Below are 15,418 nucleotides of genomic sequence, written 5' to 3'. Positions count from 1 at the left end.
GAATTGGGATCGTGGGAGGCTGTATCTCTACGCCGTTTGCATCCCGTAGCGTCAGGTCTAGCGTGATGGCCCCACGATACTTAGCTGGATGACGCTTCTGCACAGTCCCGCGAGTAGCAGGAGCACCACCGACGACCGGCCAGACGACGTCAGCGGAGGAATGTGTGTCGGTGTAGCACGGTTCACCCGCTGCATTGCGAGGAAACCAGGCGTACGACGGCTGGCCTTCCCAAATCGGGCCCGGTTGGAGAATATCCGGCGTCACTCGACCTCCCCGTTAATGAACCGCTCTCGCTCCTGTGCGCGCTCGTCCATGTAGTCAGCGGCACGGCTCTTAGCGATTCGCTCACCCTCACGCATAATGAGGTCAAGGAAAGGCGAGTCAGTAGGTCCCGGGTTCGGCATGTTGCCGTTCGTCCGCTGCCCCGTGGCACGGTACTTGGCGCTGTTGGCATACCCCACAAAGTGCACGTGAGCCCAGCGAGCGGTACGGGCAGCTAGGAGAGCCTCAAACCAGGGCTCCTCCTGTAGCAACTCCATAAAGCGCCGCATGCCGTCCTGGTGCTCATCCGCTAGGCGCTTCGCCTCTTCCTGCCACGTGTCCGCCGTGCGCTGATCAAATGCCTTTGCGCGTTCCGCACGCTCAGCGGCAACCTGAGCCGCCTTCTCGTCCGCGACGGCCTGTAGCTCAGCAAGCTTCTCGGCGGCAGCTTGAGCGGCCTTATTCGCCTTCTCAAGGGCAATGTCAGTCATTGGGGTCCCCCTCAGCCTTAGCGGCAGCCTTCTTCCTTAGCTCGTACTCAGCGATGACCTTGCGCATGTCTGGAGTGAGTTCAAGCTCACCTTTGGCGCTAGCCTCAATGATCTTGTCAAGGGTGGGCTCATGGGCGCTGATCGGCTTCCAGCCCCTACGCTCGTTTTCCTCAGCGATAAGAGCCGCTAGTTCCTGCTGTTTCTTCCAGATGGCTTCGTTGTTCACGATGATTTCCTTTCAGTCGTTCTGAGGGGCGCTAACGTCGCGCCCTAGTTCCTTTGCAGCCGCACGGACGGTCTTGTAGTTGGCAAGCTCCACCTTGACCGTGGGGTTCAGCGTGTCGAACTGATCGGGCCGCTCTCGCTGTAGGCGCTCTACCGCTTCCAGTTCCGGGTTATAGCGGAAGGTATCCGCGAGACTGCGCGTACGGAATTCGCGCCGAGTGGGGCGCATTTCGTTGTTGTACATTCCTGGTTCTCCTATCAGCGGTGAGTTAGACTATGCACACGCTTCGGGTTTAGCGTGACCTTGTACCCTGTCGCCTTGACCAGGCGCAGGAACGAACTAATGGGTATGGTCTGACGGTCGTTAGCCTTGAGCCAGTCCATTGCATGCTCATATAGACTGATGAGCACCACGTAACGGCGCTCGTCTTCCACGACAGCGGCAAGCATGGCGTCAGAGAAGTTCTGAATATGGAGCCTGTCTTCATGGCGGAGTTCAGCGGACATCGGCGCTTTCCTCCGTGGCTTGCTTCCAGAGTCGGGCGATTTGGTCAAGCACTGCGAAGGCATTCAGCACGGCTACGCGCTGAGCCTCATCTCTCGGCGTAATTGTCTGGGCTTCGAGCACGCGCACGGAGTGAAGCCCTGAGTACGGGTCAGCGTGCATAAGAGAACTCCTGAGAAGTCGAAAGGGCCGGACCGGTCGGGACATGGCTCTAACCCGACCGGTCTGGCAGGGACAGCGCTCTACGGGTCGCGCGCACATTCGGCCCGTGTCGCTGCGGGGAGAAAGGTCTAAACGAAGAAAGCCCCTGCCCGTGCTGACCTCTCACTGAGCGGACGCCAATCCTCAGCGAAGAAATCAGACACAGGCAGGGGCCTAGGGAAGGGCATGCAATTACCCGGCATGCTCGGGTGTTCGTGTTGCCCGGGAATCGGTGGCGTCCCACCGGGCACCTACTCAATTGGCAAGTGGTGAGGGTGTCGCGTGAGAGCGCGTGAACTGTCTCTCACCCTTTATCTAGTGAGTGGACTGCCCGCAAAGCCGGTAATTCGGGCATTTAGGCGTCGGAAATCCAAATCTATTACCTACCCGTTACGCTTCGCGCTTCGGTAGAAGGCTGTTTTACAGCGAGCGGTGCAGAAACGGCGCGGACGGCCACGACCCGGACGATAGACGGGGACCTCGCAGCCTTCCCGCTCGCAGACAGCGCGCATGCGTTCGTCTTGCTCCTCTTCCCACTGAATCATTAGCTCGTCTTGTAGGTCCTTGCAGTCCTCAGACGCAACGCTGTTGTAGTCGCAGACCTTTTGGTACCTGTAGCGCACCGCGAACGGGTCCCCGCACAGCTCACAGTTTCGGTACTCCCGTTCCGTGGTTCGCTTGCTGTCTCGCCACTCAGCGGCACGGCAAGCGGCAGAGCAGAAGCGCACTTGTTCGCCAGTCAGATTCCTCCGGCAGTAGTCACAGCGGGCAATCAGGTTGTAGCTCATGAGGAGTGTTCCCTATTTCGTGTATGTGTACGGTGGTCGGGTTTTCCATTGGAGTTCTCAAGGGAATAGGTGTTAACGTTCAGATGGAGCCAATAAGGAACAAACAACAGAGAGTAAGGTTTTCAGCCCAACCTCCTTCGCTGTCCTAGTGCTGACGGTTCGCCCGGTGAGCTGCCTTACGGCAACGGTCCGAACAGAACCGCCGATGCCGCCCTATCCCGCTGTACTCAATGGCGTTGTCACAGCTAGAGGCTTCGCAGCGGGGGGCAGCGGCCAACTTCTCAGCAAGGCGGAGCGCATCCGCAATGGCCTTGTGCGTCTTCTCTGCGCTGTCATCCGTGGGCTTGCCCATGGCTTTCCATGCAATGTCTTCGGCGTTACGGAGCGCAACAATCAGCTCTGAATTCATGTGTACTTCCTCCTGGCGAAACGGGACGGAATAACTAGTTGAGGGGATGGAATGAGACGGAATAGGGGTCCGTCAGAGACGAAAAGGACGGAGCTTCTAGACCATGAAGACGAAAGGAGACGTTTCTAGGCCAAGGAAAAGCCGCCTGGTCACGAAACCAGACGGCTTACGTCCCCGAGCTTAGCGCTAGATCAGCGCGAGACCTTTACCGCTCTTCGCTTCGCGCTGCACGTAGATGGACAGCAGACCCACACGGCGCGCCTGAAGCTCTGCGCTTTCTCCCATATTGGTCTGAAGTGCGCGAGCCAAACGCCCACGGTGCGAGTCCTCAGATGCCCAAGACAGCATGTACTTAAGAACGTCCTCAGCGCTCATGCCCTCTCTCCTTCCGCGCGCTGTTTTGCCTCTCACCGTAGGTCTAGTGAGTGGATTGCCCGCGTTCAGGACCGGGGGTCTTTCGGCATGGCGGCATACAGCGCCTCAAGCTGCGCCGCGTAGCCGTCAATGGCGGCTTGTGACCATGGAATTTTCCTGGCTGTGACGAGTTCCTGATAGGTCCCTTCCTCGGTCATGAGTTCTCTCACTTTGCCGCACCAAGATTCACGATCTAGAAGGAACTTACGTCCTTCGGGCGTGAACATAAGTTCTTCATCAGGGTGCATGGTCGTCTCTCCGTCCCCTAGGCGGTCTCACCCAGGGTCTAGAGTGCCGATTGCCCGGAGACAGCGAAGAGCCCCGCCCGGAGTTTCCCGAACGGGGCTCGTGTCGCTCGCTGGCTTACCGGCTGAGCGCCGCTGCATCTCCCGTTAGCGCAGACAGAAGAGCGCCAAGCGTCGGCGGGCGGGTGCCATTGGTGGTTACTGCGTTACTCGCTGGCCCATACGAATGTCAGACGCTCAAGCGGGGCGAACGGCTTTCCCTTTCCCGGGGCCTTGCACATGACCACACGGTCAATGGCCAGTCTGAGCAAGTCGCGTTGGTCGCTGAGGCTTGCTGCCTCCCATGCTTCCCACACAAGTTCACTGTCTAGTAGATAGCTGATATCGGCCATGGGTTCGGGGAGTTCGGCTAGGCGATGCTGAGCCGATTCCACCGCCGATTCAGCATCAGCGAGAAGGCTAGGGAAGTAGGCGGCTGCGGGACCTTCGAACTCCTTACGCTTCCAACGCGCGTCTAGAAGGTCTTGCAAGCCTGCCTGAGCGTCTTTCACGGCACGTACGGCGCTGTCCCGCTCCGCCATGACTTCCGGCTTGTGGGAAGACAGCCAACGCTTTGCCACAGCCTTAATCAGGGGGCGGTCTGGTTCGCTTGCTGCCAAGCGATTAGCCCATGCACGCGCTACGGCGTCGTTTACCGCTTCCCTCAGTGCCATTGCCGGAGCGGGGCATTCCCTACCGCCGAGACTCGCTGAGGTACAGCGGTACGATTTTCCTGACGCTACAAGGGTCCTGTCGCAGCCAGCGCACCGAAGTAGGCCCGTGAGCAAGTGCGTAGGCGTAGCGCGGTTTCCTCGCTTCGCTCCGTTCTTATAGACCGTGCGGGAGTTCAGGGCTTGCTCTGCCTGTGCCTGTGTCGCCTCGCTGACAATGGCGGGACCGATGGGAACACGGTTCCCTTTACTGTCCCGGTAGGCGACGCGCTTATGTCCCTCAAGTCGGCTTGCGTACCCAATATACGCAGGGTGGCGCAGAATGCCGTACAGCGTGCTTGTGGACCAGCGACCACCCGAAGGGGCGGGAATACCTTCCTCGTTCAGCGCGCGAGCAAGCTTCGGGGTGCTTACTCCCTCAATGGTGTTCGCGAAGATGCGGCGGACGATTGGCGCTGTATCGTTGTCTACGGCAAGTTTTCGCCCGACAGTCCTGATGAATCCGTACGGCACCTTTGCCGGTACCCATAGGCCAGCGTCTTTTGCTGCGCCGAATGTGTCTTTGAGTCGCCCTCCGATGCGGTCTGCTTCTTCCTTGGCGTCTTCCGCACGCCACATGATCATGCGTCGATGTGTCGGGTCGGCGGAGTCCAGTCCGTCTGAATCGAAGATGACTCGTGAGCCGCTGAGTTCATCCAGGATGGTCAACACAGCGATAGCACCCATTCGGGAGAACCGGTCAAGCTTGTATGCCCAAAGGGTTCGAACTTCCCCGTTGCGGAGTGCCGCTAGGGCGTTGTCGTAGTCGGGACGCTTTACGTCAGCGCGACTACCGCTCTTCATGTCGGTCCACACCGTGCGGACCGTAAGGTTGTTTCGCGCTGCCCAGTCTCGCCCCCGTGCCTCTTGCGCGGCGGTACTCAGCTCAAGGCTTCCCGTCTTTGACCTGCGGATATACAGGTCTACAAGCTGTGCTGGTTCCATGCCCGCCCCTCTCAGCGCAAGTGTTTATCTGTCGCGACAGTCTATGGTTCCGGAGAAGAACACCAGCTCAGGCATGGGGAGTTGCGGACCTTTCTCGGTGGCTAGTGATGGTGGGGCGGTCAGGTGCGGACTTCGAGGAGCGGGACGAACTGCTCGGCCGAGGTGACCGAGCCATGCATACCGATCAGTTCGGACTCCTTCGGCTCCGTCTCGGTCGCGATTATGGCGGAGTCCCCGCTCATCGCCACCACTACATCCCCGATCCGGCCGTACACGCGCTCGTCAACTCCCGCTCCGGGTGGCCCGAACCAGCCCAGCTCGATCGCCTCGTCCCGGGTCGCCACCCAGGCCTGCTCGGCGAGGACCTCCCGCCATACGGCGTACACATCGGACGCCGCGCCGGGCACCGCGTAGACATGGCGGGCCCGGCCCTCGCCGCCGAGCACTGCGACGCCCGCGCGCAGCTCCCAGTCCTCATCGAAGTCGAAACGGGCATCAGGACCGGCCGGGACGTCCACCATGCCGTGGTCGGCCGTGACGTAGAGCGCGGAGCGCGGCGGCAGCTGTTCGGCGAGCCGCTGGGCGAGCCGGTCGACGTACATCAGCTGTCCGCGCCAGGCGTCGGAGTCGACGCCATGGCGGTGGCCGTTGCCGTCCAGGTCGGCGTAGTACGTATAGACCAGGGACCGGTCCGCGGCGGCGAGGCGCTGTGCGGCGAGGTCCATCCGGTCCTCGCCGGAGAGCTGCCCGAGGAAGGTGCCGCCCGACAGGGCGATCTTCGTCAGCGGGGTGTGCTCAAAGTGCGGGGCCGATACCTGGCAGGTCTCCACGCCCGCCGCGTGGGCGAGTTGGAAGACGGTCGGGTAGGGCTGCCAGACGTAGGGGTCGGTCCATGGCTGCCAGCGGAGCTGGTTCATCAGGGCGCCGGTGTCCGGGTCCAGCGCCGAGTAGCCGGGCAGCCCGTGTGCGCCGGGCACCAGACCGGTGCCCACCGAGGCCAGCGAGGTCGCGGTGGTGGAGGGGAAACCGGAAGTGATCGGCGCCCCGGTGCGGTTCGCGGAGCTGGGCAGCAGTGAGGTGAGGAACGGTGCCTCGTCCGGGTGTGCCCGCAGGATCTCCCAGCCCATGCCGTCGACAAGAAAGACACAGACCCGGTCGGCCGGGTCCAGCGGAAGCCTGGACGTGAATCCGGGCACGCCCTGGCCCGCAACGATGGCGGGCAGCAGATCGGCCAGCGACGCGTCGCCGTACTTCGGCACGGGGGCGGTGCGGGGATCGAGCGGGGCGGGTTCCGGCCATGCCGGGTCGGTGGTGGTGGGCTGGACCATCAGTGCGAGGTCACCGTCGCCGCCGTGGCCTCAGCGAGTGCCTGTGCGAAGCCGAGCGCCTGGCGCACGGTGTCGGGGCCGTCCCCGGCCTCGCTGACCCGCAGCGAGAGGTCGTCGGCGGTGGTTGAACCCGTATACCCGTGGTCCGCCTCGCAGTTGGGGTCGCCGCAGCTGGCGGGCTCCAGATCGATACGGCTGACCGCGCCCCAGCCGATGGTCAGTACGGCCTCGCGGGGCAGGGAGCCGGGGGTGTACGACTCGGGGTTGGCGACGACGCGGCTGAGCACGACGGAGGAGATCCGTTCCAGCTTCACCGATTCGGTGGACGTCGTCGCGTAGGGCGCCGGGGAGGTGGTGTCGGCGGCCTGCTCATCGGTGTGGCTGACGATAAAGCGGGTGCCGGTGAGGACGAGCACCGTGACATGGCGGCGTACCTCGTTGGAGTCAAACGTCGTCTCCTGGTGGACGAGATACGAGGCGACCGGCTCGCCGCCGACCGCGGCCTCCACCGCCTCCGCCACGAGAGCCGGGTAGTAGCCGCTGCGCTCGATCGCCGCACGCAGCCCCTGCGTCGTCGTTCCGGTCTTCGCCATGCAGCCCATCCTACGGGGATCGAGATGGCTCAGTACGCGGGCAGTCGGCGGGGACCCAGGTCGGTGGTGGCCGGGGGCGGTGCCAGCCGTACGGCGGCGCCCAGCACGGTCAGGCCGTGCGGAGCGACGATCACCGGCTCCAGGGTGAGCGAAACGATCTCCGGATGGTCATCGACCAGCAGGGAGACACGCAACAGCAGTTCCTCCAGGGCGGCGGTGTCCACCGGCTGAGCGCCGCGCCAGCCGAAGAGCATGGGCGCGGTCCGCAGGGAGCGGATCATCCCGGCGGCGTCCCGGTCGGTCACCGGCACCAGCCGGTAGGCGATGTCGCCGAGCAGTTCGGAGGGGGGACCGGCGAGCCCGCAGGAGAGCACGGTGCCGATGGACGGGTCGACGGCGGCCCGGACGACCGTGTCCACCCCACGTGGGACCATGGCCTGGACGACGGGCCGCAGCTCGGCGGGCCGACCGAGGGTTTCGGTGAACTCGGCGTAGGTGCGTCGGAGTCCGTCCTCGCCGGCGATATCGAGCCGGACCCCACCGAGGTCGGCGCGGTGCCGCAGATGCGGCGCGGTGGTCTTGAGCGCGACCGGATAGCCGATCCGCCGGGCGGCCGTGACCGCCGCCTCGGCGTCCGGCGCGGCATGCGTGGGCTGCACGGCGATGCCGTAGTGCGCGAGCAGCGCTGCCGTCTGCGCGGGGGTGAGCTGTGTGCTGGCCGCCTCGCCGGGAGGCTGTCCGGTGGCCCCGTCGGCGAGCAGCGCCGCGGCGGCGGACGCGTCGATGTCGTCGTAGTCGGGCACTCGCCCCGGGGACTGTGCGTCACGGCGCCACTGTGCGTAGCGGACCGCTTCGGACAGCGCCCGCACGGCCCGTTCCGGGGAGGGGTAGGAGGGGATGCGCCGACTGCTGAGAGCGGTGTCCAGCCCTTCTATCGCCAGGTGGGCGACGGCTACCGGTTTGCCCGAGCCCTCGGCGGCGGCCTGCAGGGCGTCAGCGAGCTCCGCCGTCTCGCGGTCGTCAACCCAGGGGATGGCGGCCACCACCACGGCGTCCGTATCGGGGTCGGCGAGCGCGTCGGCGAGCGCTCGCCGGAAGTCGTCCGGGGAGGCCGCAGCGGTCAGGTCGATGGGAGGCCGGGGACGCAGCCCATGGGCGAGGCAGGCGTCGTAGGTGAGCAGGCAGAGCGATTCCGCGTTGCCCAGGGTGGCCACCCTGGGCCCGGTCGGCAGCGGCTGGAAGGCGAGCAGCACTCCGGCGTCGACCAGCTCGGTGACGGTGTCGACCAGCAGCACACCCGCCTGCCGCAGCAGCGCCGCGACCGTGGCGTCCGGGGTGCGGCTGACCGGAACCGCGTGGCCGGGCGGCGGTGCGCTGGCACTGTGCCGGGCACCCTTGACGACGACGATCGGCTTACGGACGGCCGTACGCCCGACCAGCCGGGTGAACTTGCGGGGGTTGCCGAGGGACTCCAGATACATCAGGGCGACATCGGTATCGGAGTCGTCGTCCCAGTACTGCAGGACGTCGTTGCCGGAGACATCGGCGCGGTTGCCCGCGGAGACGAAGGAGGAGAGCCCGGCGCCGCGCTGGTGCAGCCCGGCGAGCAGGGCGATGCCGATCGCGCCGGACTGGGTGAAGAGGCCGATACGGCCACGGGCGGGGGTTTCCGGGGCGAGGGTCGCGTTGAGCCGGACGGCGGGAGAGGTGTTGATCAGGCCGAAGGCGTTCGGGCCGATGATCCGCATCCCGTAGGAACGGGCCTTGCGGACCAGCTCGCGCTGCTCGGCACGGTCGAAGTCGGCGGAGAGTACGACCAGGCCCTGGACGCCGTGCTCACCGCACTCGGTGACGATGGCGTCCACCTGGCCGACGGGGACGGCGACGACCGCGAGATCGACGGGCTCGGGGATGGCGCTCACCTGGCGGTGCGCGGGAATGCCGGGGACGCCCCCGAGCTCGCTCTGCCCGTGGGGCAACCGGTTGTTGACGGCGTATATACGGCCCGTAAAGCCGGTGGCCCGCAGCGAGTCGAGCACGGTGCGACCGGCCCCACCGGAGCGTCGGCCGGCGCCGATGACGGCGATGGAGCCGGGGGCCAGCAGCCGCTGCACCGAGCGGGCCTCGGCGCGCTGCTCCCGGGCGCGCATCACGGCAAGGGACTCGGCGGTCGGCTCAAGGTCGAAGGTGAGGTGGACGGAGCCGTCCTCGAAGCTGCGCTTCTGGGAGTAACCGGCGTCCGTGAACACCTTGATCATCTTGTTGTTGGCGGGCAGCACTTCGGCGGTGAAGCGTCGCACCCCGCGCTCGCGGGCGCAGGCGGCGATGTGTTCCAGGAGAGCGGAGGCGACGCCGCGGCCCTGGTGAGCGTCCTGGACCAGGAAGGCCACCTCGGCCCCGTCGGCGGGGGCGGAGGCGGGACGCCCGGTCTCGTCGACGCGGTCGTAGCGGACGGTTCCGATGAACTCACCGCCGACGGTCGCGGCGAGCCCGACCCGGTCGACGTAGTCGTGCTGGGTGAAGTGCCGGACGTCGCGGTCGGAGAGCCGGGGGTAGGGGGCGAAGAAGCGGTAGTACTTGGACTCGTCCGAGACCTGCTCATAGAAGCTGACCAGGCGACCCGCGTCCTCGGGGGTGATCGGCCGGATCAGGGCCGTACCACCGTCGCGCAGCACCACATCGGCTTCCCAGTGAGTGGGGTAGGCGCGCTCCGTGGGCGTCTGCATGGGGCCAGCGTAAGGCCAGTTGCACCGGCTCGCGGACATCCGTGCGAAGGGGCAGTCTGAGGGGGCACCGTGCCGGGACGGGAGCACTCTCCCTGCCATGCGAAACTGGTCTAGACAACCGTTCCGACTTGAAGGGCAACACCATGGCTGAGCGCCGCGTCAACGTCGGCTGGGCCGAGGGCCTGCACGCCCGTCCCGCCTCGATCTTCGTCCGCGCCGCGACCGCCGCGGGCGTCCCCGTCACCATCGCCAAGGCTGACGGCACCCCGGTCAACGCCGCGTCGATGCTCGCCGTTCTGGGCCTGGGCGCCGAGGGTGGCGAGGAGATCGTGCTCACCTCCGACGCAGACGACGCCGAGGTGGCGCTGGACCGACTGGCCAAGCTGGTCGAGGAGGGCCTTGAGGAGCTTCCCGAGACCGTCTGAGAAGCCGGGCCCAAAAAGGCGGTGGAGCACCCCGCTCCACCGCTTTTACATGTTCTACGGGAATTTCCGGGCAGCAGTAATTACCCCCGGGAATTCCAGCTCCATTTGTATACAGACTTTGTTAAACGCGGCCGCGCGCGGTGTTTACAGTAGGTTTCAAACTCCTCACCACGACCGGCCGCTGCTGCCGACGGGCCGCGATGGAACGCTCCACATGCGCGGCCGCAAGCGAGCGGGCCCGCTCGGCATCCCCGCGGGCGACCGCGTCAACAATCGCGCCATACTCCCGCCAGACCGTGGTGGCCTGTACCGGCGGCTCGACCGCGTACATCCACGCGATCTTCCGGCGCAGCTGGGTGAGCAGCGCGGCCAGGCTGGCACTGCCGGAGGCCTGGGCCAGCGTCTCGTGGAACCAGTCCCCCAGCGACCGCAGGTCCGACAACTGCCCCCGCTCGGCCCGCTGCTGCCCCAGCCGTACCAGCCCCCGCAGCACCTTCAGATGCGCCTCGGTGCGACGCTGGGCGGCCCGTGCGGTGCCCAGCGGCTCCAGCAGGGCGCGGATGTCCAGCAGGTCGGCGGCCTCCTGCTCGGTCGGCTCGGCGACACAGGCGCCGGCATGCCGCCTGGTGGTCACAAAGCCCTCGGACTCCAGGGTGCGCAGGGCCTCGCGCACCGGCACCCGGGAGACGCCGTAGCGCTGGGCCAGCAGCTCCTCGGTGAGCCGGGCGCCGGGCGGAAAGGCGCCAGAGACGATGTCATCGCGAACCGCTGTGCATACCGTGTGCGCGGAAATGCGCATGGTCGGACCTCCGGCGTAATCCCCACGTTTTCGAGATGTCGCAGACCCGAACTGTATTCCAACCGCCAGTTATTTCCGACGCCCGGCCCGAATCAGGCGGAAAAAGAGCGGCGGGATGGGCGTGAAACGACGAAGACCCCGGCTGAAAGCAGGGGTCTTCGTCGCTCTGTGCGATGCGTCACAGCGGCGCACGGTGGCCGTCAGACGCTGACGCCCTTGGACCGCAGGTAGGAGACCGGGTTGACGTCCGAGCCGTAGTTCGGGGTCATCCGGGCCTCGAAGTGCAGGTGGGGGCCGGTGGAGTTGCCGGTCGAGCCGACGCGGCCTATCTGCTGGCCGGACTTCACCTGCTGTCCGACCCTGACACCCATGGAGGACAGGTGGCCGTACTGGGTGTGGGTGCCGTCGCTGTGACGGATGACGATGTTGTTACCGTACGCGCCGCCCCAGCCCGCTACGGCCACGGTGCCGCCGCCGACGGAGCGGACGGGGGTGCCCGCAGCGGCGGCGAAGTCGATGCCGCTGTGCTTGCCGGAGGACCACAGGGCACCGCCCGCCCGGTACGGGGTGGTGACCTTGGAGCCCTTGACGGGTGAAACGAAGGCGTTGGGGTTGGCACGCTTGGCGGCCCGGGAGGCCTTGGCCTGCTGCGCCGCCCGCTCCTTCTTGGCCTGCTCAGCGGCCTTCTTCTTGGCCGCCGCCTTCTTCTTGGCCTCGGCGGCTTCCTTCTTGGCCTTCTTGGCCTTCTTGGCCGCCGCAGCCTTGGCGTCGGCGGCGCTCTGCTGAGCCTTGGCCTGGGCGCTGATCTGTTCGGCGATCGAGTCGCCGATCATCAGGGCCTGGCTGAATCCGCTCACCTGCTTGGCCTTGGTGCCGCCCGCGGCGGAGGCGGGAGCTGCGAGAGAACCGATCAGACCGGCGGTCAGGGCGGCAACGCTGAAGATCTTGGCGCCGGTGCGGACGGCGCGTCCCGGTCGGTGATCCGCCCCGGTGGCATGGGTGAACGCCATGGCAGGCGTGCTCCTTTCCTTCCTTCACGCCTACCGGGTTAGCTGACGGGTTCGGAGCAGGAAGGTCTCCTACGAGCACACGGCTCGATTCACCCCAAGGACTACTGGTGGGTCCCCGGCTCCCTCACGGGGACTCGGCGTTCACTGGACGTCGGCCGCGGATGCGGTCACTTCTAACGAACAGCGACACCGAAGCTAAACCGGACATCTGCGAAGTACCAAGAGGATCTAGCCTCTTTGTCAGACATCCCACACCGTCACCCCTCATATCACCTGCCAAATCGGACATAAGGCCGGACATAAGAGAAGCCCTCGGATATCAGTCCTGACATCCGAGGGCTTTTGGGTCCGCGCCGGGCGGCACTGGCCGCCCGGTCGGCGATTACTGGCCTGTGACGACGGTCACTTGACCGATCCCCAGCTCACCCACCGGCCCGGCGATCTGCTCGGCGTCGCCGACCAGAACGGTGACCAGCCGGTCCACCGGGAAGGCGTTGACGGCCGCCGCGGTGGCCTCGACCGTGCCGGTCTCCGCGAGCCGGGCGTACAGCTGCGCCTGGAAGTCATCCGGAAGGAACTGTTCCACCTGGTCCGCGAGCGTCCCGGCGACGGCCGCTGCCGTCTCGTACCTCAGCGGGGCGACCCCCACCAGGTTCTGCACGGCGACATCGCGCTCCTCATCGGTCAGGCCCTCAGCGGCGAGGGTGCGCAGCACCTGCCAGAGGTCGGCCAGCGCGGGGCCGGTGACATCGGTGGCCACCGAGCCGCTGATGGCGAGCATCGCCGCGCCGACAGCCCCGCCCGGGGCAGAAGAGGGCGCGGAGCGCAGCACCTGCCCGAAGGCGCGCACCCCGTAGGTGTACCCCTTCTCCTCGCGCAGCACCCGGTCGAGGCGGGAGGTGAGGGTGCCGCCCAGACAGTACGTGCCGAGCACCTGGGCGGGCCACACCCGGTCATGCCGGTCAGCGCCGATCCGGCCGATGAGCAGCTGGGTCTGCACCGCTCCCGGCCGGTCCACGATGACCACCCGGCCGGTGTCATCGGCGGTGATCGGCGGCATGGGGCGCGGCTCGGCGGCGGCGCCGGTCCAGGCACCGAGGGTGTCGGCGAGCGCCGTGTCCAGGTCGACGCCGGTGAAGTCACCCACGATGACCACGGTGGCCGTGGCGGGCCGTACATGCGCCTCGTAGAAGGCCCGTACGGCACCGGCGTCAATGCGCTCGACGGTCTTCTCGGTGCCCTGCCGGGGGCGGGACATCCGGGATTCGGCCGGGAACAGCTCCTTGGACAGCGCCATGGAGGCGCGGCGGGCCGGGTTGGCCAGCTCATGCGGGATCTCATCCAGCCGGTTGCGCACCAGCCGGTCGACCTCGCTGTCCGGGAAGGCCGGGGCGCGCAGCGCGTCGGCGAGCAGCCCGAGCGCCTTGGCCAGCCGGGAGGCCGGGACCTCCAGGGACACCCGGACCCCGGGGTGGTCGGCGTGTGCGTCCAGGGTGGCGCCGCAGCGCTCCAGCTCCGCGGCGAACTCCTCGGCGCTGTGCTTGTCGGTGCCCTCGGACAGCGCCCGCGCCATGATGGTGGCGACGCCGTCGAGACCCTCGGGCTCGGCGTCCAGGGGGGCGATCAGGTTGACCTCGACCGCGACGACCTGCTGGCCTGGACGGTGACAGCGCAGCACCGTCAGACCGTTGGGCAGGGTGCCGCGGTCGGGCGCGGGGAATTTCCAGGGCTTGGGCTGTCCGCCGACCGGCTGCGGATGGAGCTCCATCGTGGGGGTGGTGGGGGTGGGGTTACTCACTGCTCGGCCCCTTCGAGGTTGTCGGCTGTGTGGTCGGCGGCGTAAACGACGTCGGGCTCGGTCGGTTCGTAGACCAGCACCGCACGGTTGTCGGGGCGGAGCCGGGCGGCGGCCACGGCCCGTACCTCCTCCGGGGTGACCTCCAGCACCCGCTGCACCGCGCTCAACGCGAGCTGCGGATCACCGAACAGCACGGCGAACCGGCACAGTTCATCGGCGCGGCCGCTGACCGTCGCCAGCCGGTCCAGCCACTCACGCTCCAGCTGGGCCTGGGCACGCTCCATCTCCTCGGGGCTGGGGCCCTCAGTGGCGAAGCGGGCCAGCTCCTCGTCGACGGCGGCCTCGATGTCCGCGATCTCCGCGTCGCCGGAGGTCTTCACATCCAGCCACCCCAGCGAGGGCGCGCCCGCCAGCCGCAGCAGACCGAAGCCCGCGGTGACGGCGAGCTGGTCCCGGCGGACCAGCCGGTTGTAGAGCCGGGAGGACTCACCCCCGCCCAGCGCGGTCAACGCGAGATCAGCGGCATCGGCCTCCCGGGTGCCGTCATGCGGCAGCCGGTACGCCGCCATCAGCGCCCGGGCCGGTACATCCTCCTCGACGACCTCACGCAGCTGCTCCCCCATGATGTCGGGGAGCGTGCCGTCGCGCGGCGGCTGCTTGCCGTCGTGGCCGGGAATGGAGCCGAAGTACTTCTCGATCCAGGCGAGCGTCCGCTCCGGGTCGATATCGCCAACGACCGACAGCACGGCGTTGTTCGGCGCGTAGTAGGTACGGAAGAATTCCCGCGCGTCCTCCAGCGAGGCGGCGTCCAGGTCGGCCATCGAGCCGATCGGGGTGTGGTGGTAGGGGTGGCCCGCCGGGTAGGCCATGGCGGTCAGCTTCTCGAACGCGGTGCCATAGGGCACATTGTCGTACCGCTGCCGCCGCTCGTTCTTGACCACATCGCGCTGGTTCTCCATGGACTCGTCGTCCAGAGCGGCCAGCAGCGAGCCCATCCGGTCCGCCTCCAGCCACAGCGCGAGCTCAAGCTGGTGGGCGGGCATAGTCTCGAAGTAGTTGGTGCGCTCAAAGCTGGTGGTGCCGTTCAGCGAGCCACCCGCGCCCTGCACCAGCTCAAAGTGTCCATTGCCCTTGACCTGCGCCGAACCCTGGAACATAAGGTGCTCAAAAAGGTGAGCGAGACCGGTACGGTCCTTGACTTCATGGCGGGAGCCGACGTCGTACCAGAGGCAGACCGCGGCTACCGGTGTCTGATGATCCTCGGAAAGCACTACGCGCAGGCCGTTGGCCAGCCAATGCTCGGTCGCTGTCAGCCCTCCTGTGGGGGGCGGGGGCGTGGCCGTGTGACCCATGGGCGAGGAGTCCCTTCCGTCGTTGAGCAGAGCAGTCCTGCCACTGTATGCAAGCGCGGAGACCTGGCGCGAAGTTCCCGTACGGTTCCCCCTGACCCCGGGTCGGACGCCCGGCTGTCAGCGGCTGGGTCCACAATGGTCGGCATCAGACGC

The 15,418-nt window shown here is 66.6% G+C and carries 15 protein-coding genes and 1 riboswitch; of the genes, 1 reads left to right on the top strand and 14 read right to left on the bottom strand.

Going from position 1 to position 15,418, the window contains the following annotated elements; translation table 11 throughout:
* Positions 1–261 precede the first annotated feature (261 nt).
* From test1122_RS21575 to test1122_RS21530, 10 genes are all read right to left on the bottom strand, one after another.
* Complete coding sequence (locus test1122_RS21575; protein WP_232270809.1) at positions 262–753, bottom strand: hypothetical protein; 492 nt, start codon at positions 751–753, stop codon at positions 262–264.
* Positions 746–979 (bottom strand): hypothetical protein, encoded by a 234-nt coding sequence (locus test1122_RS21570; RefSeq protein WP_232270808.1) that lies wholly within the window; start codon positions 977–979, stop codon positions 746–748. Before test1122_RS21570 ends, test1122_RS21575 begins: the two co-directional genes overlap by 8 nt.
* Positions 980–991: 12 nt before the next feature.
* The gene (locus tag test1122_RS21565) at positions 992–1,222 is read right to left on the bottom strand and encodes a hypothetical protein (protein WP_232270807.1); all 231 of its coding nucleotides are present in this window, start codon (positions 1,220–1,222) and stop codon (positions 992–994) included.
* Positions 1,223–1,236: 14 nt separating this feature from the next.
* Positions 1,237–1,485, bottom strand: coding sequence for a hypothetical protein (locus tag test1122_RS21560; protein ID WP_232270806.1), 249 nt, complete (start codon positions 1,483–1,485; stop codon positions 1,237–1,239).
* 1,582 nt (positions 1,486–3,067) lie between these two features.
* Complete coding sequence (locus test1122_RS21555; protein WP_232270805.1) at positions 3,068–3,256, bottom strand: hypothetical protein; 189 nt, start codon at positions 3,254–3,256, stop codon at positions 3,068–3,070.
* 65 nt (positions 3,257–3,321) lie between these two features.
* Positions 3,322–3,543, bottom strand: coding sequence for a hypothetical protein (locus tag test1122_RS21550; protein ID WP_232270804.1), 222 nt, complete (start codon positions 3,541–3,543; stop codon positions 3,322–3,324).
* Positions 3,544–3,746: 203 nt separating this feature from the next.
* On the bottom strand, positions 3,747–5,234 hold the full coding sequence (locus test1122_RS21545; protein WP_232270803.1) for a recombinase family protein: 1,488 nt from the start codon (positions 5,232–5,234) through the stop codon (positions 3,747–3,749).
* A gap of 119 nt (positions 5,235–5,353) precedes the next feature.
* Positions 5,354–6,562 carry an alkaline phosphatase family protein gene (locus tag test1122_RS21540; protein WP_232270802.1) on the bottom strand — a complete coding sequence of 403 codons (1,209 nt, stop codon included), beginning with the start codon at positions 6,560–6,562 and terminating at the stop codon, positions 5,354–5,356.
* Positions 6,562–7,155, bottom strand: coding sequence for a DUF5998 family protein (locus test1122_RS21535; protein WP_232270801.1), 594 nt, complete (start codon positions 7,153–7,155; stop codon positions 6,562–6,564). Before test1122_RS21535 ends, test1122_RS21540 begins: the two co-directional genes overlap by 1 nt.
* Positions 7,156–7,184: 29 nt before the next feature.
* Positions 7,185–9,881 carry a bifunctional acetate--CoA ligase family protein/GNAT family N-acetyltransferase gene (locus test1122_RS21530; RefSeq protein ID WP_232270800.1) on the bottom strand — a complete coding sequence of 899 codons (2,697 nt, stop codon included), beginning with the start codon at positions 9,879–9,881 and terminating at the stop codon, positions 7,185–7,187.
* Between the two features lie 143 nt (positions 9,882–10,024).
* Here test1122_RS21530 and test1122_RS21525 point away from each other — a divergent pair, with 143 nt between their 5' ends.
* Positions 10,025–10,306: an HPr family phosphocarrier protein gene (locus tag test1122_RS21525; protein WP_232270799.1), complete on the top strand. Its 282-nt coding sequence runs from the start codon at positions 10,025–10,027 to the stop codon at positions 10,304–10,306.
* A gap of 121 nt (positions 10,307–10,427) precedes the next feature.
* Here the strand turns inward: test1122_RS21525 and test1122_RS21520 are convergent, their stop codons facing one another.
* The 4 genes from test1122_RS21520 to test1122_RS21505 form a co-directional block, all read right to left on the bottom strand.
* Positions 10,428–11,105, bottom strand: coding sequence for a GntR family transcriptional regulator (locus test1122_RS21520; RefSeq protein WP_232270798.1), 678 nt, complete (start codon positions 11,103–11,105; stop codon positions 10,428–10,430).
* A 200-nt stretch (positions 11,106–11,305) separates the two neighbouring features.
* Positions 11,306–12,115 carry a M23 family metallopeptidase gene (locus test1122_RS21515; RefSeq protein ID WP_232270797.1) on the bottom strand — a complete coding sequence of 270 codons (810 nt, stop codon included), beginning with the start codon at positions 12,113–12,115 and terminating at the stop codon, positions 11,306–11,308.
* Positions 12,116–12,127: 12 nt separating this feature from the next.
* Positions 12,128–12,265, bottom strand: a riboswitch (cyclic di-AMP (ydaO/yuaA leader).
* A 232-nt stretch (positions 12,266–12,497) separates the two neighbouring features.
* Positions 12,498–13,883, bottom strand: coding sequence for a M16 family metallopeptidase (locus test1122_RS21510; protein WP_232272026.1), 1,386 nt, complete (start codon positions 13,881–13,883; stop codon positions 12,498–12,500).
* 26 nt (positions 13,884–13,909) lie between these two features.
* Complete coding sequence (locus test1122_RS21505; protein WP_232270796.1) at positions 13,910–15,265, bottom strand: M16 family metallopeptidase; 1,356 nt, start codon at positions 15,263–15,265, stop codon at positions 13,910–13,912.
* Between the last annotated feature and the right edge of the window lie 153 nt (positions 15,266–15,418).

It is taken from the genome of Streptomyces gobiensis, from assembly GCF_021216675.1.
Lineage (GTDB): Bacteria > Actinomycetota > Actinomycetes > Streptomycetales > Streptomycetaceae > Streptomyces > Streptomyces gobiensis.
This window is presented reverse-complemented; position numbering and strand designations above follow the sequence as displayed.